Annotated in this window: 21 protein-coding genes and 1 pseudogene; 14 read left to right on the top strand and 8 right to left on the bottom strand. The window is 66.0% G+C overall.

Annotated elements, in window-relative coordinates; translation table 11 throughout:
* Positions 1-34: 34 nt before the first annotated feature.
* Together ACXI0U_RS03340 and surE are read left to right on the top strand one after the other, a co-directional pair.
* On the top strand, positions 35-1,411 hold the full coding sequence (locus tag ACXI0U_RS03340; protein ID WP_479549730.1) for a DUF1329 domain-containing protein: 1,377 nt from the start codon (positions 35-37) through the stop codon (positions 1,409-1,411).
* A 126-nt stretch (positions 1,412-1,537) separates the two neighbouring features.
* Positions 1,538-2,527, top strand: coding sequence for a 5'/3'-nucleotidase SurE (surE, locus tag ACXI0U_RS03335; RefSeq protein WP_184492143.1), 990 nt, complete (start codon positions 1,538-1,540; stop codon positions 2,525-2,527).
* 757 nt (positions 2,528-3,284) lie between these two features.
* Here surE and ribB read toward each other — a convergent pair.
* Genes ribB through ACXI0U_RS03320 form a run of 3 tightly spaced genes read right to left on the bottom strand, consistent with a single transcriptional unit; the run spans position 3,285 to position 6,129 of the window.
* Positions 3,285-4,376, bottom strand: a complete 1,092-nt coding sequence (ribB, locus tag ACXI0U_RS03330; RefSeq protein ID WP_479549729.1) for a 3,4-dihydroxy-2-butanone-4-phosphate synthase — start codon at positions 4,374-4,376, stop codon at positions 3,285-3,287.
* Positions 4,376-5,302 carry an alpha/beta hydrolase gene (locus ACXI0U_RS03325; RefSeq protein ID WP_479549728.1) on the bottom strand — a complete coding sequence of 309 codons (927 nt, stop codon included), beginning with the start codon at positions 5,300-5,302 and terminating at the stop codon, positions 4,376-4,378. The genes ribB and ACXI0U_RS03325 overlap by 1 nt, the downstream gene beginning before the upstream one ends.
* Positions 5,303-5,313: 11 nt before the next feature.
* Positions 5,314-6,129, bottom strand: a complete 816-nt coding sequence (locus ACXI0U_RS03320; RefSeq protein ID WP_479549727.1) for an SDR family NAD(P)-dependent oxidoreductase — start codon at positions 6,127-6,129, stop codon at positions 5,314-5,316.
* A gap of 183 nt (positions 6,130-6,312) precedes the next feature.
* On the opposite strand from ACXI0U_RS03320, the gene ACXI0U_RS03315 reads away from it, so the two are divergent.
* The 8 genes from ACXI0U_RS03315 (at position 6,313) to ACXI0U_RS03280 (ending at position 14,817) form a co-directional block, all read left to right on the top strand.
* The gene (locus ACXI0U_RS03315; RefSeq protein WP_479549726.1) at positions 6,313-7,359 is read left to right on the top strand and encodes a 3-ketosteroid-9-alpha-monooxygenase, oxygenase component; all 1,047 of its coding nucleotides are present in this window, start codon (positions 6,313-6,315) and stop codon (positions 7,357-7,359) included.
* A gap of 114 nt (positions 7,360-7,473) precedes the next feature.
* Positions 7,474-8,604, top strand: a complete 1,131-nt coding sequence (locus ACXI0U_RS03310; RefSeq protein WP_374980004.1) for a helix-turn-helix transcriptional regulator — start codon at positions 7,474-7,476, stop codon at positions 8,602-8,604.
* Between the two features lie 199 nt (positions 8,605-8,803).
* Positions 8,804-9,340, top strand: coding sequence for an ADP compounds hydrolase NudE (gene nudE / locus ACXI0U_RS03305; protein WP_479549725.1), 537 nt, complete (start codon positions 8,804-8,806; stop codon positions 9,338-9,340).
* An 86-nt stretch (positions 9,341-9,426) separates the two neighbouring features.
* Positions 9,427-9,585, top strand: a complete 159-nt coding sequence (locus ACXI0U_RS03300; RefSeq protein ID WP_431483620.1) for a hypothetical protein — start codon at positions 9,427-9,429, stop codon at positions 9,583-9,585.
* 185 nt (positions 9,586-9,770) lie between these two features.
* Positions 9,771-11,189, top strand: a complete 1,419-nt coding sequence (gene ccoG / locus ACXI0U_RS03295; protein WP_479549724.1) for a cytochrome c oxidase accessory protein CcoG — start codon at positions 9,771-9,773, stop codon at positions 11,187-11,189.
* Between the two features lie 77 nt (positions 11,190-11,266).
* Positions 11,267-12,676 (top strand): GntR family transcriptional regulator MpaR, encoded by a 1,410-nt coding sequence (gene mapR, locus ACXI0U_RS03290; RefSeq protein WP_031287236.1) that lies wholly within the window; start codon positions 11,267-11,269, stop codon positions 12,674-12,676.
* A 313-nt stretch (positions 12,677-12,989) separates the two neighbouring features.
* Positions 12,990-13,187, top strand: a complete 198-nt coding sequence (locus ACXI0U_RS03285) for a hypothetical protein (RefSeq protein WP_021218042.1) — start codon at positions 12,990-12,992, stop codon at positions 13,185-13,187.
* Between the two features lie 154 nt (positions 13,188-13,341).
* Complete coding sequence (locus tag ACXI0U_RS03280; RefSeq protein ID WP_263400446.1) at positions 13,342-14,817, top strand: inorganic phosphate transporter; 1,476 nt, start codon at positions 13,342-13,344, stop codon at positions 14,815-14,817.
* 61 nt (positions 14,818-14,878) lie between these two features.
* Here ACXI0U_RS03280 and ACXI0U_RS03275 read toward each other — a convergent pair whose 3' ends face one another.
* Complete coding sequence (locus ACXI0U_RS03275) at positions 14,879-16,369, bottom strand: helicase HerA-like domain-containing protein (RefSeq protein WP_479549723.1); 1,491 nt, start codon at positions 16,367-16,369, stop codon at positions 14,879-14,881.
* A gap of 117 nt (positions 16,370-16,486) precedes the next feature.
* Between ACXI0U_RS03275 and ACXI0U_RS03270 the strand changes: the two are divergent.
* Positions 16,487-17,509 (top strand): annotated as a pseudogene (locus ACXI0U_RS03270) (HAMP domain-containing protein); the annotation flags it as partial.
* A gap of 90 nt (positions 17,510-17,599) precedes the next feature.
* Entirely contained in the window at positions 17,600-18,364 is a 765-nt protein-coding gene (locus tag ACXI0U_RS03265; protein ID WP_371877133.1) for a methyl-accepting chemotaxis protein, read from the top strand.
* 25 nt (positions 18,365-18,389) lie between these two features.
* Here the strand turns inward: ACXI0U_RS03265 and ACXI0U_RS03260 are convergent, their stop codons facing one another.
* The 3 genes from ACXI0U_RS03260 to purU are packed head-to-tail and all read right to left on the bottom strand — an operon-like array spanning position 18,390 to position 19,876.
* On the bottom strand, positions 18,390-18,566 hold the full coding sequence (locus ACXI0U_RS03260) for a hypothetical protein (protein WP_021218046.1): 177 nt from the start codon (positions 18,564-18,566) through the stop codon (positions 18,390-18,392).
* Between the two features lie 10 nt (positions 18,567-18,576).
* On the bottom strand, positions 18,577-18,996 hold the full coding sequence (locus ACXI0U_RS03255) for a CBS domain-containing protein (RefSeq protein ID WP_021218047.1): 420 nt from the start codon (positions 18,994-18,996) through the stop codon (positions 18,577-18,579).
* A gap of 28 nt (positions 18,997-19,024) precedes the next feature.
* The gene (gene purU, locus ACXI0U_RS03250) at positions 19,025-19,876 is read right to left on the bottom strand and encodes a formyltetrahydrofolate deformylase (protein ID WP_021218048.1); all 852 of its coding nucleotides are present in this window, start codon (positions 19,874-19,876) and stop codon (positions 19,025-19,027) included.
* A gap of 309 nt (positions 19,877-20,185) precedes the next feature.
* On the opposite strand from purU, the gene mvaT reads away from it, so the two are divergent.
* Positions 20,186-20,563: a histone-like nucleoid-structuring protein MvaT gene (mvaT, locus tag ACXI0U_RS03245; RefSeq protein WP_184492153.1), complete on the top strand. Its 378-nt coding sequence runs from the start codon at positions 20,186-20,188 to the stop codon at positions 20,561-20,563.
* 58 nt (positions 20,564-20,621) lie between these two features.
* Here the strand turns inward: mvaT and sbcB are convergent, their stop codons facing one another.
* Positions 20,622-22,052, bottom strand: a complete 1,431-nt coding sequence (gene sbcB, locus ACXI0U_RS03240) for an exodeoxyribonuclease I (RefSeq protein ID WP_374979998.1) — start codon at positions 22,050-22,052, stop codon at positions 20,622-20,624.
* Positions 22,053-22,233: 181 nt separating this feature from the next.
* Between sbcB and ACXI0U_RS03235 the strand changes: the two genes are divergently transcribed.
* A complete protein-coding gene (locus ACXI0U_RS03235; RefSeq protein ID WP_043242520.1) occupies positions 22,234-22,986 on the top strand; it encodes an integral membrane protein in 753 nt (250 codons plus the stop codon).
* Positions 22,987-23,011 lie beyond the last annotated feature (25 nt).

Here is a 23,011-nt window from a genome sequence, read left to right as displayed (position 1 = left end):
GGGGATTTCCCGCAACACCCATGGAGGCCACGAGATGACCCTGAGATTCCTTTCGCCCGTACTGGGCGCCCTGCTCGCCACCAGCCTCGCCAGCGCTCCGGCACTGGCCGGGCTCAGCCCCGAGGAAGCGGCCCGCCTGGGCCAGGACCTGACCCCCACCGGCGCCGAGAAGGCCGGCAACGCCGACGGCAGCATCCCCGCCTGGAGCGGCAAGTGGCGCGGCGCCCCGCCCCAGGTGCAGTTCGCCGGCAGCGGCACCAAGCACCCCGACCCTTACGGCGGTGAACAGCCGCTGTTCACCATCACCGCCGAGAACATGGCGCAGTACGCCGACCAGCTTTCCGATGGCCAGAAGGCGCTGTTCAAGCGTTATCCACAGAGCTTCCGCATGCCGGTCTACCCCAGCCACCGGGACTTCCGCTACGCCCAGTGGGTGGAGGACGCGATCAGGCAGAACGCCCTCGATGCCGAGCTGGTGAATGACGGCAACGGCGTGACCAAGGCCTATGGCGGCCCGCCCTTCCCGATCCCGAAGAACGGCTACGAGCTGATGTGGAACCACAACCTGCACACCGTGGCCTGGAAGGAAGACGCCAACTACAAGATGGCCCTGACCCTGGCCAACGGCAGCCGCCAGTTCGAGCTGGTGAACTACAAGATCCTCTCGCCCTGGACCGACCCCAGCGGCAACGCCGCGAGCTTCGACGGCACCCAGGCGCACTTCATGATCACCACCCTGGAACCGAGCCGGAAGAAGGGCGAGATCTTCCTCGGCAACGAGTACAGCGACCCCCTGGCCCAGCCCCGGCAGAGCTGGCAGTACCTGCCCGGCAACCGCCGCGTACGCCGCGCGCCTACCGTGGCCTATGACACGCCCTACGGCGCCGGCGGCTTCCGCGTGATGGACGAGGACCGCCTGTTCAACGGCGCGCCAGATCGCTACGACTGGAAGCTGGTGGGCAAGAAGGAGCTGTACATCCCCTACAACAACTACCGCCTCGACGACCCGGCGGTGAAGCTCGACCAACTGCTGGCCACCAGCGGCCACATCAACCCCGAGTACATGCGCTACGAGAAGCACCGCGTGTGGGTGCTGGAGGCCACCCTCAAGCCGGGCAAGCGCCATATCTACGGCAAGCGCGTGATGTACCTGGACGAGGACACCTGGGCCGCCGCCCTGGCCGACAACTACGACGGCAAGGGGCAGCTGTGGCGCACCAACATGCAGGCCTCGATCTACGCCTATGAACTGCAGGCCTTCCATGCCCGCGTGGCGGTCTACCACGACCTGATCGCCGGCTCCTACCTGGCCGACCGCCTGATCAACGACCAGAACGCGCCGAAGCTCAACGACAGCGATTTCGACGCCAGCAATTTCACCGTGGCCAGCCTGCGCAAGCAGGGCCGCTGAACCCGGGCATGACGTCAGCGGGCGCCGCACAAGCGCCCTCTGCCGCCGCAGTCGCACCTCGAAGACCTGTAACAAATGGACTTTAAGGTCAGCTTTTTACCGAGCCCATCCAACGAGGAAATAACAATGACAACATTGCTCCGCGCCAGCATCGGCCTGGCCGTTCTCGGCCTGTCCCTGCAGGCCAATGCCTTGAATATTCTCCTGACCAACGACGACGGCTGCCGCGCCCCCGGCATCGAGGCCGTGTACCAGGCGCTGATCGCCGCCGGCCACCAGGTGACCCTGGTCGGCCCGCAGAACGACAGCAGCGGCATCGGCGCCGCCAGCATCGTGGTGCCCGGCCAGGCCGTGGCCATCACCCAGCTGGCCCAGGGCAAGTACTGCGTCGGCGCCCCTGCCGGCTACGTGCCGCCGGCCGGCAAGACCTCGGCCATCGGCACCCCGGTGGACGCGGTGAACGTCGGCCTCGACCTGCTGCTCAAGGACAACCGCCCGGACCTGGTGGTCTCCGGCACCAACTTCGGCGACAACGTCGGCCCGCTGACGCAGATGTCCGGCACCGTCAACGCCGCCGTACGCGCCATGTACAAGGGCGTACCGGCGGTGGCCGTGTCCACCGCCATCGACCTCAAGCTGATCGCACAGGACCCGCAGGCCGGCTACAAGAAGACCCTCGATGCGATGGACGACACCGCGCGCTTCGCCACCCGGGTGATCGGCCGCGCCGCCGCCATCGGCGCCGAAGCCCGCCGCGTGTGCGAGAAGAGCCACGGCAAGGCCAAGGCCTATTGCGACACCAACGTCATCGGCCTGCCGGGCAACACCGGGTTGAACATCAACTACCCGGCCCTGGAAGCCGGCCAGGTGACGGGCGTGGCCTTCGCCCCCATCAGCGACTGGGGCAACGTGGTGTTCGCCCCGCAGCAAGGGCCGGACGGCGTGGTGCGGGTCAACCTGGTCGCCCCGCCCGCCCCCACCGCCAAACAGAAGCAGGGCGACGCCTGGCAGCTGTCCCTCGGCAAGGCGGTGATCACCCCCATCGACGGCAACTACACCGCCGCACCCTTGGTGCAGGTGCAGACCAAGCTGATGCTGCTGGGCGTGAAGCCCTGATCGCTGCGATGAACGCGTGACAGGAAGCCCCCGCATGGGGGCTTTTTTGTTGGGCAGACGAATTCACGGCGGGCTGTGTAGGTCGGGTGAAACCCGGCGCGACATGGCACACCGCTGGTGGACCGGTGAAGCGGGGTCCACCCTGCGCGCGGTTTGATTTTTGTAGGGTGGGTTGAGGAACGAAGCCCAACGGTGCCAGGCCGAGCGAGGGCACGTTGGGCCCCATCCTCGAGCCAATGCAATGTGCTTTCCGGCGACATCGCTTGGTGGATGAAAGGAGCGTCATCCACCCTACATCCCGGTCAACTCCGCGGCTGGGTAGAGATTCGCGAAACCCATCACCGCCAGGCCCCAGTCACGCCCTGTCGGCCCGGCCTCGCGTAGGGTGGATGACGCTTCACCCATCCACCAATCGGCGTTACCGACGTGCATCGCGCCTGTTCCCGCGCACGGTGCGTAGGCCGGGTGAAACCCGGCGCGACATGGCACTCCGCTGGTGGACCGGTGGAGCGGGGTCCGCCCTACATCCCGATCAACCCCGGAGCTGGACCAAACGCAACTGCCACCTGCAAGCACGAACCGTAGGATGGCGTAGAGCGCAGCGAAACCCATCACCGCCAGCACGGTGCTTCCGGCGAGTCCGAGGTGCGCGCAGCACACCCTACGTCCGAAGTGAGCGGCGGCTGCATGCTCCGAGGTCTGATTGCGCCCCCTTCTAGGGGGCAAAAGCAAAACCACGTTCTAAGAACGTGGATTTTTACTCCGGCTCCGCTGCTCTGAAGGGAATGAACTCGGCGACCTCCAGCTCGAAGCCGGAAACCGCCTTGTAGCTGACCGGGAAGCTCAGCAGGCGCATGCGGCGCACGCCGACGTCGCGGAGGATCTGCGCGCCGATGCCCAGGGTGCGCTGGGGAAAACTCGGCGGCCGGGGCTTTTGCGTGCCTTGCTGCAACTGCTCGATCACCGCCTCCGGGGCTTCCTGCTGGGCCAGCAGCACCACCACGCCGGCGCCCTCCTCGGCCACCCGCGCCAGGGAGCGGTCGAGGTTCCACTGGCCAGGATGGCTGTCCAGCAGGTCGCGCAGGGTTTCCGCCGCCTGCACCCGCACCAGGGTGGGCGTGTCGCGCTTCACCTCGCCGCGCACCAGCGCCAGGTGCAATTGCCCCTGGTAGCCGTCGAGGTAGGTGAGCACGCGGAACGCACCGTGGCGGGTCTGCAGCGGGTACTCGCCCGAGCGGCGGATGGTGCCCTCGTGGAGGATGCGGTGGTGGATGAGGTCGGCCACGCTGCCCAGGGGCAGGCCGTGGCGCTGGACGAAGTCGCGCAGCGCCTGGCCACGGGCCGGTTCGCCCTGCTCGTCGAGGATGCCCACCAGCACGGCGGCGGGCATCAGCCCGGCCAGGCGCGCCAGGTCGCAGGCCGCCTCGACATGGCCGGCACGCTGCATCACCCCGCCCGGCTGGGCGCGCAAGGGGAAGATGTGCCCGGGCTGCACCAGGTCGGCGGCGACGCTGGCCGGGTCCACCGCCACGGCGACGGTGCGCGCGCGGTCGGCGGCGGAGATGCCGGTGGTGACCCCGCTGCGCGCCTCGATCGACAGGGTGAAGCCCATGCCGTGGCGGGCCCGCGAGTGCGGCACCATGAGCTCCAGCCCGAGGGCCTGGCAGCGCTCTTCGGTGAGCGCCAGGCAGATGAGCCCGCGTGCATCCCGGGCCATGAAGTTGATGGCCTCGGCATCGGCGTGGCCGGCGGCGATCACCAGCGAGCCCTCGCTGTCGTCGGCGTCGTCGGTGATCACCAGCATGCGACCGCTGGCCATGGCTTCGATGAGGCGCTGCGGGCTGTCCATCAGCTCAGCGCCTGGCGCAGGTCGGCGGCGGCGGACTCCAGCGCCGCCTGGGCGGCGGTGACGAAGGCGGCCATGCTGATGAAGCCGTGGATCATGCCTTCGCAGCGCTGCAGGCGGGTCTGCACACCGGCCTCCTGCAGGCGCCGGGCGAAGGCTTCGCCCTCGTCGCGCAGCGGGTCGAACCCGGCGCTGAAGACGGAGGTGGGCGGCAGGCCGGCGAGGCTGTCGGCACGCAGGGGCGAGGCCAGGGGCTCGGTGCCCTGCTCGGGGGCTTGCAGGTATTGGCTCCAGAACCAGCGCATCTGCTCGCGGGTGAGGAAGTAGCCTTCGGCGAATTCGCTGTAGGAGGCGCTGTCGCAGGCGGCATCCGTGACCGGGTAGAACAGGCACTGGTAGGCGATGCGCGGCCCGTCCCGCAGTTGCGCCAGGCGGGCGACGGCGATGGCCAGGTTAGCGCCGGCGCTGTCGCCGGCCAGGGCCAGGCGGCTGGCGTCGAAGCCCAGCTCCAGGGCGCGGGCCACCAGGTCGCGGGTAGCGCTGTAGCAGTCCTCCGGCGCCGCCGGGAAGCGGGCTTCCGGCGCCAGGCGGTAGGCCACCGAGACCACCACCGCGCCGCACAGGCGGGCGAGGCTGCGGCAGAGGTTGTCGTGGGTGTCGAGGTTGCCGATGACGAAACCGCCGCCGTGGAAGTAGACCAGCAGCGGCAGTTCGGCGCTGTCTTCGGGGCGGTACAGGCGGGCATCCAGCGGGCCATCGGCGCCGGCGAGCTTGAGGTTGCGCACCTCGAACAGGCGCTCGCCGGGCACCGGCGGCATCAGGTTGTCGCAGAACTGGCGGTACTGCTGCGGGTCGAGCTGGCTGTAGTCCGGCTGCGGCATGCCGGCGAACTGCTGGAGCACGGCGGCGATCTGGGGATCGAGGGACATGAAGAGGTTCCTTAGATATCGGCCATCTGGAAGACCGGGTTGGTCTCCTCGAGGATGCTGGCGAGGCGCTGCTCCAGCGCCGGCTTGAAGTTCTTGTGCGGGAGCAGCCAGAAGCGCCCGACGGCGATGCCGGCGAACACCTCGCGGGCCAGCTCACGCGGCGCCATGCCCTGGCGGATGCTGCTGTCGAGCAGCGCGTCGAGCTGCTGGGTGGCCGCGCCGAGGGGGCTGTTGGACCCCATGATGTCGCTGGCCACCGGGCCCGGGCAGAGCACCGAGACGGCCACCTGCGACTGCTGCAGGGCGAGTTCGTAGTGGAGGGTTTCCGAGAGCGCGACCACCGCCTGCTTGCTGACGGTGTAGGGCCCGAGCAGGGGGCTGCAGACCAGGCCGGCAAGGGAGGCGGTGTTGACCACCTGGGCCGGGCGGCCCTGGGTCAGCAGCAGCGGCACGAAGGCGTGGATGCCGTTGATCACGCCGCCGAGGTTGATGTCCAGCAGGCGCTGCCACTGGCTGCGGTCGATCTCCCAGCTGAAGCCGGTCTGCATGACCCCGGCGTTGTTGAACAGCAGGTCGACGCCGCCGAAGCGCTGCACCGCCAGCTCGCGGAGCTGCTCCACCTGCTGGGTGTCGCTGATGTCGGCGGCGAGGGTGGCGACCTCCGCGCCCTGCCCTTGCAGCTCGGCGGCCAGGGCCGCCAGGCGTGCGCCGTCAATGTCGCTGAGCACCAGGCGCAAGCCGCGCGCGGCGGCCTCCTGCGCCAGGCCTCGGCCGATGCCGCTGGCGGCTCCGGTGATCACCGCCACCTGGCCGGGTTCGACGTTCATGGCTGACTCCCCTTGTGTGTGTCGTTGTGCCCCGCAGTAGAACCGGGGCCGCCACCGGGGCCATCGTCCGATCAGACGATGCCGGGAAATCCAGGCGCAGCAGAATCCGTTGCAGTGCATTCGCTGCGCCGGTCTGCCTGAGCCGTGTGCAGCTCTCGATAACCCTGATGGGAGAACAAGAAGATGAGCACCCTGCACCGGATCGAAACCAAGCAACTGGAAGAGCGTTACGCACGTGGCTGGCACTGCCTGGGGCTGGCGGCCCAGTACCGTGATGGCAAGGCCCACCGCCTGGATGTGTTCGGCACCCGCCTGGTGGCCTTCGCCGGGGAGGACGGGCAGATCCGCATCCTCGACGGCTATTGCCCGCACATGGGCGCGGACCTGAGCCAGGGCTGCGTGGAGGGCGACGCTATCCGCTGCCCCTTCCATGAGTGGCGCTGGCGCGCCGATGGCGTGTGCGACGACATCCCCTATGCAAAGCGCATTCCGCCCCGCGCGAAGATCAAGGCCTGGCCGGTATCCGAGCAGAACAACCTGCTGTTCGTGTGGAACGACCCGGAAGGCAACCCGCCCATCGCCGAGCAGGCCATCCCGCGTATCGACGCCTGCTTCAACGGGGAGTGGGCGGAGTGGGAAGTCGCCGAGCTGCAGATCGACACCAACTGCCGCGAGCTGATCGACAACGTGTCGGACATGGCGCACTTCGATGCGGTGCATGGCACCGACCTCGACCATTTCAGCAACACCTTCGAGCGCCATATGGCGGTGCAGACAATGCGCGGCAGCAGCGCGCGCCTCTCCGGTGACAGCGAGCTGAAGACGGTGGCCACCTACTACGGCCCGGCGTACCAGATCACCGAGATGACCGGGGCCATGGACGGCGTGCCAATCGCCTCGGTGCTGCTCAACAGCCATGTGCCCATTGACCTCAACAGCTTCACCCTGCGCTACGGCGTGCTGGTGAAGAAGATCCCCGGGCTCACCGATGAGCAGAACCGCGAGATGGCCAAGGCCTACGTGAAGCAGGCACAGGATGCCTTCTACGAGGACGTGGCCATCTGGCACAGCAAGACCCGTGTCGACAACCCGCTGCTGTGCGACGGCGATGGCCCGGTCTACCAGTTGCGCAAGTGGTACGAGCAGTTCTACACCAACGTCGCCGACCTGCCCGGCAACCTCGCCGAACCCCGCTCCTTCGTCGTACTGGACATCACCGAAACCGCATAAGCGCGTTACCGGCTGGATCGTCGCCTCCCTACAGAAGGTGACGATCTGCCTTGCTGAAATATCCCGTCAGCCGGTAAGAAGCACACTACAAAAATAAAAAAAGATGGTTCAGTCATGGCACACACACTCACGCTCGATGAATTCAGCGGGATGCTCGGCGATCTCTATCAGGGGCCGCTCGAAGACACTCCCTGGGCCACCTTCCTCAATCACCTGAACCAGTACCTGCAGAGCAAGTACGTGACCTTCATCCTGCGGCCGCCGAGCGAGCACGCCGAGGGCCTGATGGTGAACACCACCGGCAGTTCGACCGAGGTCACCGCGTCCTACAACAAGCACTTCTTCGCCCTCGACCCCTTCGTCGGCCTGCCCAACCGCCAGGTGGTGACCAACAGCGAGTTCCTGTCGCGGCAGGAGTGGGTGGAGTCGGAGTTCTTCAAGAGCTTCCTGGAGCCGGTGGGGGTGTTCCACATCCTCGGCGCCGACATCCGCACCTGCGATGGCGCCCAGTGCCGCATCCGCGTGAGCCGGGGGCGCGAGGACCCGGAGTTCACCGAGAGCGACAAGCAGCTGCTGACCCAGTTCGTGCCGCACCTGGAGCGCTCCATCAAGCTGCACATGCAGCTCAACCGCATCGAGACCGAGCGCAACCTGTACGCCGGCGCGGTGGACCAGCTGGCGGTGGGCACCATCATCCTCGACGAGGACGGCAAGGTGCTGCAGACCAACCGCGTGGCCGAACGCCTGCTGCAGGACAAGGACGGCCTGAAGCTGGTGAACGATGGTTTGCAGGTGGGCAACCCGCGCGATACCCAGGAATTCCGCCGCCTGGTCAAACAGGCCCTGCAGTCGCAGAAGAACAACCTGCCTTCGGTGGTCGAGGCCCTGCGCGTGCAGCGCCCATCGGGCAAGGCAGACCTGGGCATCATCGTGCGCTCGGTGCCGTTGTCGGCCTGGAACGAGGGCAAGCAGTGCCCCTCGGTGGTGATCTTCATCAGCGACCCGGAGCAGGAATCCAGCGCGCCCCAGGAGATCGTCAAGGCGTTGTTCGACCTGACCCCGGCGGAGGCCCAGTTGGCGATGCTGCTGGCCAACGGCCTGACCCTGGACGAGGCCTCCGATGTGCTGGGCATCAGCCGCAACACCTCGCGGGCGCACCTGCGTTCGACCTTCTCCAAGACCGGGGTGACCCGCCAGACCATGCTGGTGCGGCTGATCCTCAGGAGCGTGGCGACCCTGGGGTGAAGGGGCGGCGCGCACTGGACGAAGGGTGTATGCCGGTCAGGAGCAGGCCCGTTTGTGGTACCGCGTGATGGGTTTCGCTTCGCTCTACGCCATCCTACGAAACCGCCAGTGCACAGGGGCTGGGCGCTAGTCCGTCCGGACGATGCCCTTGTGCCCCTGCGGGGCGAGGCTGTGGTCGGTCCTTTATGGGAAACCTGCCATGCGTCGCCCACCCACCATCCTCAAGACCGAATTGCTGGCCCGCAGCGCGTGGTTCCAGATTGAGGCGCTGCACCTGGAATTCAGCAACGGCCAGCGGCGGGTCTACGAGCGCTTGCGCGGTTCCGGCTACCAGTCGGTGTTGGTGGTGGCCCTGCCCGACCCGCAGCACGTGCTGCTGGTACGCGAGTACGCGGTGGGGGTGGAGGCGCGGGTGCTGGGCCTGCCCAAGGGCGGCGTGGAGCCGGGCGAGACCTGCCTGCAGGCGGCCAACCGCGAGCTGATGGAGGAAGTCGGCCTGCGCGCCGGGCGCCTGCGTGAGCTGGGCACCCTGAGCCTGGCCCCCGGGCACCTGTGCCACAGCTGCACCGTGGTGCTGGCCGAGGACCTGCAACCCGGTACCGCCGAAGGCGATGAACCGGAACCCCTGGAACAGCTGCGGGTGCCGCTGGCGGGCGTCGCCGGGCTGGTGGCCAGCGGCGAGCTGCACGAGGCGCGGGCGATCGCGGCGCTGTTCATGGCCCTGGCGAACCTCTAGTCCAACCGGACGAGGCGGCATGCGGCGAGGCGACCTAGGGTGGGCAGCACAACAAAAGCGGCGTCCAACCTCACCGGGGAACGACCATGACAATAAGAACGAAGCTGTGCCTGACCCTGCTCACCTGCGCCCTGGGCGCTGCCTACGTCAGCCTGTTGCAGAGCCCGCTGCTGACGCCCCTGGCCGGGGTCAACCCGTGCCAGGCGCAGATCCACGCCTGTTACCGCCCGCTGGTGCGCTTCTAGCCCGCGACCGATTGCCGCGCTTTGCGCAGGGCGCATCCGTGCCCCGCCAGAAACCACGCGCCTTGCGGGCCAGACGGCCATCGCGGCCCATCTGATATGGTTTTTGCCCCATCACCTGAATCTGTTTCCAGTATCAGCCTCTCCCTATAGTCCGCCTCGCCGTCATAGCCCAAAAGGCCAGCATCATGAGCGAGATGATTCCCGTCAGGCAGGTAGAGGTCGTCCAACCGAGTCGCCCCGCCGCCGCCAGCAAGTCCCTTTATGCCTCCAGTGCCCCGATCCACACCCGCAGCTTCACCGGGCGGTTCCGCAATTTCCGCCTGCTCGGCGCCGGGCTGTTGTGCCTGCTGTTCTTCGGCACCCTCTGGTTCGACTGGGATGGCCGCCAGGCCGTGCTCTGGAGCCTGGAGGACAGCAAGTTCTATATCTTCGGCGCGACCTTCTGGCCGCAGGATTTCATCCTGCTTTCGGGGCTGCTGATCATCTGCGCCTTCGGGCTGTTCTTCATCACGGTGTTCGCCGGGCGCGTGTGGTGCGGCTACAGCTGCCCGCAGAGCGTGTGGACCTGGATGTTCATGTGGGTCGAGCAGCGTACCCAGGGCGACCGCAACCAGCGCATCAAGCTGGCCGCCGCACCCTGGGGCGTGGAGAAGGTGCTGCGCAACCTGGCCAAGCATGGCCTGTGGCTGGCCATCAGCCTGGCCACGGCTGTGACCTTCGTCGGCTACTTCACCCCGGTGCGCGAACTGGCCACCGAGATCGTGACCCTGCAGGCCGGCGGCATTTCGCTGTTCTGGGTGCTGTTCTTCACCGCCGCCACCTACGTGAACGCCGGCTGGATGCGCGAGCAGGTGTGTATCCACATGTGCCCCTATGCGCGCTTCCAGAGCGTGATGTTCGACAAGGACACGCTGATCGTTTCCTACGATGCCGCCCGGGGCGAGTCCCGCGGGGCGCGCAAGAAAGGGGTCGACCCGAAGGCCCAGGGCCTGGGCGATTGCATCGATTGCACGGTGTGCGTGCAGGTGTGCCCCACCGGCATCGACATCCGCGATGGCCTGCAGATCGCCTGTATCGGCTGCGCGGCCTGCGTGGACGCCTGTGATTCGGTGATGGACAAGATGGGCTACGCCCGTGGCCTGGTGGGCTACAGCTCGGAACGCGCCCTGGAAGGCGGCCACACCCACCTGCTGCGCCCCCGCCTGGTCGGCTACGCCACCGCCCTGGTGCTGATGATCGGCGCGTTCGGCTGGTTGCTGGCGGCGCGCTCGGAAATCTCCATGGACGTGATCAAGGACAGGGGCATGTTCCGCGAGAACGCCGCCGGCGAGATCGAGAACATCTACAACCTCAAGCTGATCAACAAGACCCAGCTCGCCCACCGCTACCGCCTGGAGCTGGCCGAAGGCGAGGGCCTGCGCCTGCAGGCACCGGCCGAGGTGAAGATCGAGGCGGGCGAGATCCTCGAGCTGCCGGTTTCGGTGGCCCAGGAAGACGACGCGCTGGGCGGCGGCTCCCGCGAGCTGGTGTTCCGCCTCACCAGCCTGGACGGCGATGCGGCCAGCGCCAGCGCCGACAGCACCTTCGTCAGCCCCCACCGTTGAGCATGGACGGCACCTGTGGCGGCGGCCCGACGCAGCGCTTAGAGTGGGCGGCCCAGGCCGCCCACCCGCAGGACAAGATGAAGCGCTACGAGAAATTCGCCGACGAGATCGCCGAGCTGATCCGCACCGGCGTGCTCGCACCGGGGGAGAAGGTACCCTCGGTGCGCCACGCCAGCCGCACCTACGGGGTCAGCGCCTCCACCGTGTTCCAGGCTTATTACCTGCTGGAGAGCCGTGGGCTGATCATCGCCCGTGCGCGCTCCGGTTACTTCGTCTGCCAGCACGTGCAGCGCCCGCTGCAGGAGCCGGAGGTGCCCGTCCGTGAGGCGGCCACCACCGAGGTGGACGTGAGCGAGCTGGTGTTCTCGGTGCTCAGCTCCATCAAGGACCCGGACACCGTGCCCTTCGGCTCGGCCTTCCCCAGCCCGGAACTGTTCCCCCTGCAACGTCTGGCGCGCTCCATGTCCCATGCGGTGCGCGAGATGGATCCGCGCTCCACCGTCGCCGACATGACCCCGGGCAACCATGGCCTGCGCCGGCAGATCGCCCTGCGCTACATGGTCGGCGGCCTGCCGCTGCCCATCGAGGAGCTGGTGATCACCAACGGCGCGCTTGAAGCGCTGAACCTGTGCCTGCAGGTGGTGACCCGCCCGGGCGACCTGGTGGCCATCGAGTCGCCGGCCTTCTACGCCAGCCTGCAGGTGCTGGAGCGGCTGAAGCTGAAGGCGGTGGAAATCCCCGTGCACCCGCGCGAGGGCATCGACCTGGAGGTGCTGGAACGCAGCCTCGAGCAGTTGCCGATCAAGGCCTGCTGGTTCATGAGCAACTTCCACAACCCCCTGGGTGCGAGCCTTACCGAAGCGCGCAAGCGGCGCCTGGCCGAGCTGCTGAAGCAGTACCAGGTGCCGATGATCGAAGACGACGTGTACGCCGAGCTGTATTTCGGCCAGCAGGCGCCCAAGCCGGTGAAGGCCTTCGACAGCGAGGGCCTGGTGATGCATTGCAGTTCGTTCTCCAAGAGCCTGGCACCGGGTTACCGGGTGGGCTGGGTGGCGGGCGGGCGCTACGCCGGGGAGATCGAGCGGTTGAAGCTGATGACCAGCATCTCCGCCTCGGTGCCGGCCCAGGCCGCCATCGCCGACTACCTGCAACACGGCGGCTACGACCGCCACCTGCGACGCCTGCGCTACGCCCTGGAGAGCCAGCAGAACGCGATGCTGGCCGCCGTGGCACGCCACCTGCCGGAGCAGACCCGGGTCAGCCGGCCCGATGGCGGCTACTTCCTGTGGCTGGAGTTCCCCGCGCAAGTGGACTCGCTGCGCCTGTTCCAGCTGGCCCTGGCCCAGGGCATCAGCATCGCGCCGGGGCCGATCTTCTCGGCGACCCGGAGCTTCAGCAATTGCGCACGCCTGAACTACGGCCACCCCTGGACGACACGCAGCGAACAGGCCATGGAAACACTCGGGCGAATCATCCGCAGCCTTTGAGTGTGCACCAGGGAAGTGCACGGCGAGTGCAACGAAAGTTGAACTCGTCGTGCGTTCGGCTTTCTATTCGATAGAGCTTCTGGTGAATTTCCCTATATACTTCGGCGCCCCTCCCCAAGTTCTCCGGTAATTCGCGCAAGGCGCGGCATACCTGGCTTGCGACGGTGCGGCGAACGCGACCGGGATAGTCGTGAAGACAATGGAAGACGGCCATTCGGCCCAACTCCATGACAGGCGAAAGTTGCAGAAGGCCCCGCGCCTTCCATCGCCGGAAACTCATTCAAGACCTCTATCAGACGAAGCGGATCACTACGTGACGAAAGACGAACTGCGCGCCGAACTCGAGCGCCAGGAAAAACGATTCAAGGATGTTTACGGCGGCGAAGTAACCACCTATGCCGCGCAACCGGACCCCGAGCGCAAGCCCTGGCGCAAACGCTCGAACTACCTGGACCAGGCCTTCGAGCGCGAGATCCAGAAGATCGAGAAAGAGCTCGGCCAGAACAGCTGAAACGATTTCGAACAATGCGTCGCGCAGCCCGGTTTTACTGGGCTGCGCTGCCATGCCGCAGTGCCATCAGGTACCGATCGGCAGTCGGGCGCTGGGCGCGGGCCGGATTTCTGGCATAATTCGCGCCCCCTAACCAGCCTGTCACTAAACCTTCATGTTCGATCTCTTCAGCGGGCTTGATGCCTGGCTGGTCGTGAGCCTGTTGCTCGCCCTGGCATTCGTCCTGACCTTCGAGTTCATCAACGGTTTCCATGACACCGCCAACGCGGTCGCCACGGTTATCTACACCAAGGCCATGTCGCCCTACCGCGCTGTGGTCCTCTCCGGCATCTTCAACTTCCTCGGCGTATTGCTGGGCGGCGTCGGCGTGGCGTATGCCATCGTCCACCTGCTGCCGGTGGAGCTGCTGATCAACGTCAACACCGGCCACGGTCTGGCCATGGTGTTCTCGTTGCTGGCGGCGGCCATCACCTGGAACCTCGGTACCTGGTACCTGGGCATCCCGGCGTCCAGCTCCCACACCCTGATCGGCTCGATCCTCGGCGTCGGCCTGGCCAACGCGATGATCACCGATCTGCCCCTGGGCGAAGGCGTGAACTGGGGCAAGGCCATCGATATCGGCCTGTCGCTGATCTTCTCCCCGGCCGCCGGCTTCATGGTCGCGGCGCTGCTGCTGCTGTCGCTGAAGTGGTTCTACCCGGCGTCGAAGATGCACAAGACCCCGGAGACCCGCAAGGAAGTCGACGACAAGAAGCACCCACCCTTCTGGAACCGCCTGGTGCTGGTGCTTTCGGCCATGGCCGTGAGCTTCGTGCACGGTTCCAACGACGGCCAGAAAGGCATCGGCCTGATCATGCTGGTGCTGATCGGCATCGTCCCGGCGAAGTTCGTGCTCGACCTGAACAGCACCACCTACCAGATCGAACGCACCCGTGATGCCGCCACTCACCTGAGCCAGTTCTACCAGCGCCACACCGATACCCTCGGCGAGATGCTGGCCCTGGGCAAAGGCGGCAACATCAGCGAGATGCCCCAGGCGTTCCGCTGCGATCCGAAACAGACCGAAGCGACCATCGACGGACTGCTGACCAACCTCAAGGGCGTGGCCAGCTACAGCGACATGAGCGAGGAAACCCGCGTCGAGACCCGTCGCTACCTGCTCTGCCTGGACGACACCGCGAAGAAGGTGGGCAAGCTCTCCGACCTGCCGGCCCGCGAGAAGGCGGACCTGGAGAAGCTGCGCAAGGACCTGACCGCCACCACCGAGTACGCGCCCTTCTGGGTGATCCTCGCGGTGGCCCTGGCCCTGGGCATCGGCACCATGGTCGGCTGGAAGCGCGTGGTACTCACCGTCGGCGAGAAGATCGGCAAGCAGGGCATGAGCTACGCCCAGGGCATGAGCGCGCAGATCACCGCCGCCGCCGCCATCGGCCTGGCCAACATCTACAGCCTGCCGGTGTCCACCACCCACGTGCTGTCCTCCGGCGTCGCCGGCACCATGGTCGCCAACAAGAGCGGCCTGCAGGGCGGTACGGTGCGCAACATCCTGCTGGCCTGGGTGCTGACCCTGCCCACCTCCATGGCCCTGGCCGCCGCGCTGTTCTGGCTCTCGACCAAGTTCATCGTCTGAGTCATGCAGCCATGAAAAAGGGCGCCTTCGGGCGCCCTTTTTCGTTGCGGCGAATCCGCAGTCAACGGCGCTTGCCACCTAGCAGCGACCCCATGAGCCCGCGCACCAGTTGCCGGCCCAGCTGGTTGGCGGCCTGGCGCACGGCGGTTTTCATCGCCTGGCTGGCGAGGCTGCCCAGCAGTTCGCCGGCGGCACCGGCGAAACCGGACTCGGCCTCGGCGGGCGCGGCCTTGCCCTTGGTGGCCGGGGCGGCGGGCGCATCGGCGGCACGGGCGGTGAGGATTTCGTAGGCGGACTCGCGGTCGATGGGCTTGTCATAGCGCCCGGCCTGGGGCGAGCTGCGCACCCGCTCGGCACGCTCGGCCTCGCTCAGCGGCCCGATGCGCGATTGCGGCGGGGCGATGGCCACGCGCTGCACCATGGCCGGCGTGCCCTTCTCTTCCAGCGTGCCCACCAGGGCTTCGCCGATGCCCAGCTCGGTGAGCACGGCCAGGCTGTCGAACGCCGGGTTGGGGCGGAAGCCATCGGCGACCGCACGCAGGGACTTCTGCTCCTTGGCGGTGAAGGCGCGCAGCCCATGCTGGATGCGCAGGCCGAGCTGGGCGAGGACGGTATCCGGCAGGTCACCGGGGGATTGGGTGACGAAGTAGACGCCGACACCCTTGGAGCGGATCAGCCGCACCACCTGCTCCAGGCGTTCCTGCAACGCACGCGGGGTGTCGGCGAACAGCAGGTGCGCCTCGTCGAAGAACAGCGCCAGCACCGGTTTGTCGGCATCGCCGCGCTCGGGCAGTTGCTCGAACAGCTCGGCCAGCAGCCAGAGCAGGAAGGTGGCGTAGACCTTGGGCGCCTCGTGCACCAGGCGGCTGGCGTCCAGCAGGTGGATGCGGCCACGGCCGTCCCGGTCGGGGTGGAGGATGTCTTCCAGTTGCAGGGCCGGCTCGCCGAACAGGGCGTCGGCGCCCTGCTGTTCCAGGGTGGCCAGGCGCCGCAGCAAGGCCTGGGCGGAGGCGCCGGCGAACAGGGCGCGGTCCTCGCCAAGCAGCTCGGGGTGGTCACGCAGGTGGTTGAGCAGGGCCTTGAGGTCCTTCAGGTCGAGCAGCAGCAGGCCTTCGCGGTCGGCCACCTGGAAGGCGGCATAGAGGGCCGCCTGCTGGCTGTCGGTGAGTTCCAGCAGGTTGCCCAGCAGCAGGGGGCCCATTTCGCTGAGTGTCGTACGAAGCGGGTGGCCGCTCTTGCCGGCCACGTCCCACAGCGTCACCGGATAGGCCTTGGGCTGGTGTCCGAGCCAGGGCATGGAGGCGATGCGTTCGGCGACCTTGCCCTGGGGCACGCCGGCGGCGCCTAGGCCGCAGAGATCACCCTTTATGTCGGCGGCGAACACAGCCACCCCCGCGTCGCTGAAGGCTTCGGCGAGGCGTTGCAGGGTCACCGTCTTGCCGGTGCCGGTGGCACCCGCCACCAGGCCGTGACGGTTGGCCAGGCGCAGTGCCTGGGCGATCGGCTGGCCGGAAGGGTCAGCGCCAAGAATTATCGAACTGGATGCAGGCATCTCGCCATCCTCAAGCTTTACTGGTTCTGTACCGACACAGTGTTCAACGCCGGATCCGTTAAGAAAAACCGGCGACCCGCCAAGACTGGTACCTGCATCAATCGGACGCAAGAAAACATGACCAAGAACCTGAAGTTCAGCCACAAGATCCTGTTGGCCGCCTCTCTGGTAGTGATAGCGGCGTTCTCGCTATTCACGCTCTACAACGATTACCTGCAACGGAATGCGATCCGAGACGACCTGGAGAGTTACCTGAAGGAAATGGGGGACGTGACCGCCAGCAACATCCAGAACTGGCTTTCGGGCCGGATCCTGCTGGTGGAGAACGTGGCGCAGAACATCGCCCGCCACGCCGAAGCCGAATCCGTGACCTCGCTGCTGGAACAGAAGGTGCTGGCCTCGACCTTCTCCTTCACCTACCTGGGCAGCGCCGACGGCACCTTCACCATGCGCCCGAACGATGCCATGCCCGAAGGCTACGACCCGCGCACCCGTCCCTGGTACAAGGACGCCATGGCCGCCGGCACCACCACCCTGACCGAACCCTATATCGACGCCGCCACCAGCACGCTGATCATGACCATCGCCACCCCCGCCGGAGACAAGGGCGTGGTGGGCGGCGACCTGAGCCTGCAGACGCTGCAGCAGATCGTCAATTCGCTGGACTTCCAGGGCATGGGCTACGCCTTCCTGGTCAGCGAGGACGGCACCATCCTGGTTCATCCGAACAAGGATTTCGTGATGAAGAAGCTGGCGGACATCTACCCCAGGAACACGCCGCGCATCAGCCCCGAGTTCTCAGAGTCCGAGCTGGATGGCCAGGCGCGCATCCTCACCTTCGCCCCGATCAAGGGCCTGCCGACGGTGAAGTGGTACATCGGCCTGTCCATCGACAAGGCCGAGGCGTTCTCGATGCTGCGTGAGTTCCGCACCTCGGCGATCATCGTCACCGTCATCGCGGTGGTGATCATCATCGCCCTGCTGGGCATGCTGATCCGCGTGCTGATGCAGCCGCTGCTGCTGATGGGCCGCGCCATGCAGGACATCGCCCAGGGCGAGGGCGACCTGACCCGCCGCCTGGAGGTGCACTCCCAGGACGAATTCGGTGAGCTGGCGCAGTCCTTCAACCAGTTCGTCGAGCGCATCCACGCCTCCATCCGCGAGGTTTCCGCCACCACCCGCCAGGTCAACGAGGTGGCCAAGCTGGTGCTGTCGGCTTCCAACTCGTCGATGAGCAACTCCGATGAGCAGGCCCAGCGCACCAACAGCGTGGCCGCGGCGATCAACGAACTGGGCGCCGCCGCCCAGGAGATCGCCCGCAACGCCGCCGATGCCTCGCACCAGGCCTCCGATGCACGCAACCAGTCCGAGGACGGCCGCCAGGTGGTGGAGAAGACCATAGTCGCCATGAGCGACCTGTCCGGGAAGATCCGCGCCTCGTGCGGCAACATCGAGACGCTGAACAGCAAGACGGTGAACATCGGGCAGATCCTCGAGGTCATCAAGGGCATCTCCGAGCAGACCAACCTGCTGGCGCTCAACGCCGCCATCGAAGCCGCCCGTGCCGGTGAGGCCGGCCGTGGCTTCGCCGTGGTCGCGGACGAGGTGCGCAACCTCGCCCACCGCACCCAGGAGTCGGCGCAGGAAATCCAGAAGATGATCGAGGAGCTGCAGGTGGGCGCCCGCGAGGCGGTCAACACCATGACCGAGAGCCAGCGCTACAGCGAGGAAAGCGTGACCATCGCCAACCTGGCGGGCGAGCGCCTTTCCAGCGTCACCCAGCGCATCGGCGAGATCGACGGGATGAACCAGTCCGTGGCCACCGCGACCGAGGAACAGACCTCGGTGGTGGAATCGCTGAACGTGGACATCAACGAGATCAACATGCTCAACCAGGAAGGCGTGGAAAACCTCCAGGCCACCCTGCGCGCCTGCGCCGACCTGGAACAGCAGGCCGCGCGCCTGAAGCACCTGGTGGACAGCTTCCGCATCTGAACCGTGCGGGAATGAAAAAGGCGCCTCAAGGCGCCTTTTTCGTTTCGTCGGCTTCGTCCTGGATCTGCTTCCAGAGGGCTTCGGCATCCGGGAAGTCGGTGCCGTCCTCCTCGTCCAGCGCCTCGGGGTCATAGCGCCGCACGCATCCCTCGCCGAGGGTGGGCGGGGCTTTCGAGGTCGCGCGGTCGAGAGGGTCGGACATGCTCAAGCTCCTAGGTCGGGCGGCCGGCGTCGTGCTGGGCGAAGGCCTTGATCGCGCGCAAGGCGTCACGACGACTGAGCACGCCCACCAGCACACCGCCTTCCACGACCGGCAAGGCCTCATGCTGCTCGCGCAGCAAGCGCTGGCAGACATCGACCACGTCCTCGCCCGGGGAAACGCTCCCCGGCTGCGCCCGCATGCACGCGCCCACCACTCCCCCTACAGCATCGTAGTAGGCACCGGAAAGAATGCCGCGCAGGCAGTCGGACTCGGACAGCATGCCTAGCAGGTGGCCTTGGGCGTCGACCACCGGGGCACTGCTCAGGCGGTGCTCCAGCAAGCGCTCGATGGCCAGGAACAGGTCGGTGTCCGGCCGGAAGCTCACCTGGTGATGGGTCATGTAGTCACGAACCTGGACGGACTTGAGCATGGGATCGTTCCTTGTTCCTGTTACGCGATCAGTCGAAGACGACGGTCTTGTTGTCGTGCACCAGCACGCGGTCTTCCAGGTGATAGCGCAGGCCGCGCGCCAGCACCAGTTTCTCCACGTCCTTGCCCAGGCGCACCAGGTCTTCGATGTTGTCGCGGTGGCTGATGCGCACCACGTCCTGCTCGATGATCGGGCCGGCGTCCAGTTCCTCGGTGACGTAGTGGCAGGTGGCGCCGATCAGCTTCACGCCGCGCAGCGAGGCCTGGTGGTACGGCTTGGCGCCGATGAACGAGGGCAGGAAGCTGTGGTGGATGTTGATCACCTGGTGGCGGTACTTCTGGCACAGGTCCGGCGGGATGATCTGCATGTAGCGCGCCAGCACCACGTTGTCGGCCTTGTGCTCGTCGATCAGGCGCGAGACCTGCTCGAACGCCGGCTGCTTGTTCTTCGGGTCGACCGGGACGTGGAAGTAGGGGATGCCGTGCCACTCGACCATGCTGCGCAGGTCGTCGTGGTTGGCGATCACGCAGGGGATCTCGCAATCCAGCTCGCCGCTGTGCCAGCGGTGCAGCAGGTCGGCCAGGCAGTGGGACTCACGGCTGGCCATCAGCACGACACGCTTCTTCACCGAGGAATCGGTGATGCGCCATTCCATGGAGAACTCACGCGCGATGGGCGCGAACGCCTGGCGGAAGCCATCCAGGTCGAACGGCAGCGAATCGGCGCGAATCTCGTGACGCATGAAGAACCAACCACTCTGATTGTCGGAGTGATGGCTCGCCTCGGTGATCCAGCCGTTGTAAGTCGCCAGGAAATTACTGACCTTGGCTACGATGCCAACGCCGTCCGGGCAGGCGATCACCAGACGAAATGTGCGCATGGGGGAAACTCCAGAGACTTCGCAAAAGGCGGTCATTCTATCCACACGCCGTGAAAAGTTCAGCAGCTCCATTGAACTTCCCGTCGCCTCCGCGCCAGCCCGCAACTCCGGCGCCGTCACCGATGACGCACGCAAGTTCCAATCCTTGGTTAGGTCCGATTGTGAACAGGGATTAATTCAAACATCGGCTTATTCTAAAAATAATCCCGACAAAACTTTTCCTGCATGTTTACTTGTATTAACGCGCTGACTATTATCCCTGACACTCAGCCATCGCCAGCCATCACCATTTTCACAAGGGACTCAGACATGTCGCTGATCAACGAATACCGCGCTACCGAAGAAGCCATCAAAGAACTGCAAGAACGCCTGAAGAACCTGTCGCAAGACGACAAGCTGAAAAAAGAGCTGGAGTTCGAAGGCAAACTGCGCGCCCTGATGGGTGAATACCAGAAGTCCCTGCGCGATATCATCGCCCTGCTCGATCCGGACTCCAAAACTTCCAAGGCCCCGCGTGCTGCCGCCAAGACTACTGGCAGCAAGCGTGCTCGCAAGGTCAAGCAATACAAGAACCCGCACACCGGTGAAGTTATCGAAACCAAAGGTGGCAACCACAAGACGCTGAAAGAGTGGAAAGCCAAGTGGGGCGCCGACACCGTTGAAGGTTGGGCCACCCTGCTGGGCTAATTGCCACGGGTTAAAAAAACGCCAGCATCAGCTGGCGTTTTTTATTGCCCGGCAAAACTCAAAGGCCATAGCGTTGACGCAATTGCGCGGCATGTTCGGACCAGGCCTGGAGGATCGCCAGCTGCGCTGGCGTCGCCGTGGCGCGGAGCTCTGCCATCGCTTGCTCGAAGCCCGCCAGTGTATTGGGCGCGCCCAAGGCCGGGTCACTCAGGCGGCCGCGGCAGAAAGCGCTCCATTTATCCCGCTCGGCGGGGGATAACGTGTCCGGGAAGTTTCTCGCGCGGTAACGGAACAGCAATTCCGGCAACCGCACATCATCGAACGGCCAGGGTTCCTGGGCCAAACGAAGCGGCTCGGCATTCCGTACTTGTTCGCACAGCCGCCGATCACGGTCACCGATAAAACCATCATAGAGTTGCTGCTCCGGATCTTCGGTTCCGGGGAAGGCTTCCTCTGCATAGATGGCGGGCAACTTGTCCTGCCATTGCCCACGCAACTCGGCAAGTTGCCGGGCGCTTTTCTGGACGGCGGCCAAGTCCACGTGCAGGCGTTGCTGGTCCGCCGGCCGCAATACACTCAAGGGCGCCACTACCGGGCAGCGATTGATATGCAGGAGTTTCAACGGGACCGGTATTTCACCTTCGGCCAGCTCATCACGCCGTGTATAGAGGCGGCGGCGCAGAGTTTCAGCATCCTGATCCAACAGCGGCGATACATCGGATAACAGGTCGCAGACGATCAATGCATTGCGGTTCTTCGGGTGCCAGGCCAGTGGCACTACCACGGAGAAATAATGCCGCGCCGCCGAAAAGCGACCCGATATATGTACCAGCGGCTGCAACAGGCGAATCTGTTCCTGCACCTTGTGCTTGCTGCGCAACTGGAAGAGGAAGTCATACAACCGTGGCTGGCGATCACGCACCAGCCGCGCCAGGGCAATGGTCGCGCGCACGTCGGCCAGCGCCTCGTGGGCCTGGCCATGGTCGATGCCGTTGGCGGCGGTCAGGCGCTCCAGGCGCAGCGACACCCGCCCCTCCTCGGTGGGCCACTCGAGGCCCTCCGGGCGCAGCGCGTAGGCGGTGCGCAGGGTGTCGATGAGGTCCCAGCGGCTGTTGCCGCCCTGCCACTCCCGCGCATAGGGGTCGTGGAAGTTGCGGTAGAAGCTGTAGCGGGTCACTTCGTCGTCGAAGCGCAGGGTGTTGTAGCCGGCGCCGCAGGTGCCCGGGCGGGACAGCTCGGCGTGCACGCGGGTGATGAACTCGCCTTCGTCCAGCCCCTTCTCGCGCAGGGTCTGCGGCAGGATGCCGGTGACCAGGCAGGCCGCCGGGTGGGGAAGGATGTCGTCGCTGGGCCGGCAATAGATGTTCAACGGCTGCTCGATTTCGTTGAGCGCCTCGTCCGTGCGGATGCCCGCCACCTGGATGGCGCGGTCGCTGCGGGGGTTGATGCCGGTGGTTTCGTAGTCGTACCAGAAGATGCTGGAAGTCACGTTGCCTCCTATGGCCAAGGGGCCGGAGTCTATCACCCGACGGCGCGCGACCACCGACCACCAATACGCGAAACAGTGACGCAGCCGATTGAATTCGTCGCGCCGACACCCGAAAATATCGCGCTCGCGCCATGCCCGACCCGGGCCTGCGCCTCCTGCACCGACTCACAAGGAAGCGACCATGCAAGGCATACCCGAAAACCCCTATTCCGCGCCCCAGAGCGCCCTGGTCGAAACCGTCGACAACGGCGCCCTGAGCATCGAAGCCGCCCTGGCCCGTGGCTACGACTTCAACATCGGCGACGTGATCAACGAATCCTGGCAGCGGGTCAAAGGCTCCAAGGGCATGATTGTCTGCGGCATGATCATCTACGGTGTCGCCAGCCAGATTCTGGCCACACTGCTCGGCCTGGTCCTGGGCTTCATCGGCGGCATGGCCGGTGAACTCGCCGCCACGGTGCTGTCCTTCATCGGCGGCGTCATCGGCTCCGGCCTCTGCGCCACGGTTCTCGGCGGCATCTACCTGCTGGGCATCCGCCAGGCTGCTGGCCAGCCACTGAACTTCAACGAGCTGTTCAGCAACTTCAACCTGTTCGTGCCGCTGTTCATCCTCAATATCCTGATGGCGGTGCTGATCTACATCGGCTTCCTGCTGCTGCTCATCCCCGGCTTCTACCTGGCCATCGCCTATATGCTCGCCCTGCCCCTGGCGATGGAGCGCAAGCTGTCGCCCTGGGAAGCCCTGGAAGCCTCGCGCAAGGCCATCACCCAGCGCTGGTTCAAGGTCTTCGGCCTGATGCTGGTGCTGTCGCTGATCATGATGGTCAGTGCGATTCCGCTGGGCATCGGCCTGATCTGGACCTTCCCGATGTTCATCATCGCCGTGGGCATCCTCTATCGCACCATCTTCGGCGTGCTGCCCCCGCCGCAGTGAGCCCGCCGTGCCGACCCGCCCAGCG

The organism is Pseudomonas sp. C9D1 (assembly GCF_056491235.1).
This window is presented reverse-complemented; position numbering and strand designations above follow the sequence as displayed.

Coding starts and splice junctions, on each gene's coding strand:
- ACXI0U_RS03340 (WP_479549730.1), top strand. CDS start 35: ATGACCCTGAGATTCCTTTCGCCCGTACTGGGCGCCCTGCTCGCCACC.
- surE (WP_184492143.1), top strand. CDS start 1,538: ATGACAACATTGCTCCGCGCCAGCATCGGCCTGGCCGTTCTCGGCCTG.
- ribB (WP_479549729.1), bottom strand. CDS start 4,376: ATGGACAGCCCGCAGCGCCTCATCGAAGCCATGGCCAGCGGTCGCATG.
- ACXI0U_RS03325 (WP_479549728.1), bottom strand. CDS start 5,302: ATGTCCCTCGATCCCCAGATCGCCGCCGTGCTCCAGCAGTTCGCCGGC.
- ACXI0U_RS03320 (WP_479549727.1), bottom strand. CDS start 6,129: ATGAACGTCGAACCCGGCCAGGTGGCGGTGATCACCGGAGCCGCCAGC.
- ACXI0U_RS03315 (WP_479549726.1), top strand. CDS start 6,313: ATGAGCACCCTGCACCGGATCGAAACCAAGCAACTGGAAGAGCGTTAC.
- ACXI0U_RS03310 (WP_374980004.1), top strand. CDS start 7,474: ATGGCACACACACTCACGCTCGATGAATTCAGCGGGATGCTCGGCGAT.
- nudE (WP_479549725.1), top strand. CDS start 8,804: ATGCGTCGCCCACCCACCATCCTCAAGACCGAATTGCTGGCCCGCAGC.
- ACXI0U_RS03300 (WP_431483620.1), top strand. CDS start 9,427: ATGACAATAAGAACGAAGCTGTGCCTGACCCTGCTCACCTGCGCCCTG.
- ccoG (WP_479549724.1), top strand. CDS start 9,771: ATGAGCGAGATGATTCCCGTCAGGCAGGTAGAGGTCGTCCAACCGAGT.
- mapR (WP_031287236.1), top strand. CDS start 11,267: ATGAAGCGCTACGAGAAATTCGCCGACGAGATCGCCGAGCTGATCCGC.
- ACXI0U_RS03280 (WP_263400446.1), top strand. CDS start 13,342: ATGTTCGATCTCTTCAGCGGGCTTGATGCCTGGCTGGTCGTGAGCCTG.
- ACXI0U_RS03275 (WP_479549723.1), bottom strand. CDS start 16,369: ATGCCTGCATCCAGTTCGATAATTCTTGGCGCTGACCCTTCCGGCCAG.
- ACXI0U_RS03265 (WP_371877133.1), top strand. CDS start 17,600: ATGAGCAACTCCGATGAGCAGGCCCAGCGCACCAACAGCGTGGCCGCG.
- ACXI0U_RS03260 (WP_021218046.1), bottom strand. CDS start 18,566: ATGTCCGACCCTCTCGACCGCGCGACCTCGAAAGCCCCGCCCACCCTC.
- ACXI0U_RS03255 (WP_021218047.1), bottom strand. CDS start 18,996: ATGCTCAAGTCCGTCCAGGTTCGTGACTACATGACCCATCACCAGGTG.
- purU (WP_021218048.1), bottom strand. CDS start 19,876: ATGCGCACATTTCGTCTGGTGATCGCCTGCCCGGACGGCGTTGGCATC.
- mvaT (WP_184492153.1), top strand. CDS start 20,186: ATGTCGCTGATCAACGAATACCGCGCTACCGAAGAAGCCATCAAAGAA.
- ACXI0U_RS03235 (WP_043242520.1), top strand. CDS start 22,234: ATGCAAGGCATACCCGAAAACCCCTATTCCGCGCCCCAGAGCGCCCTG.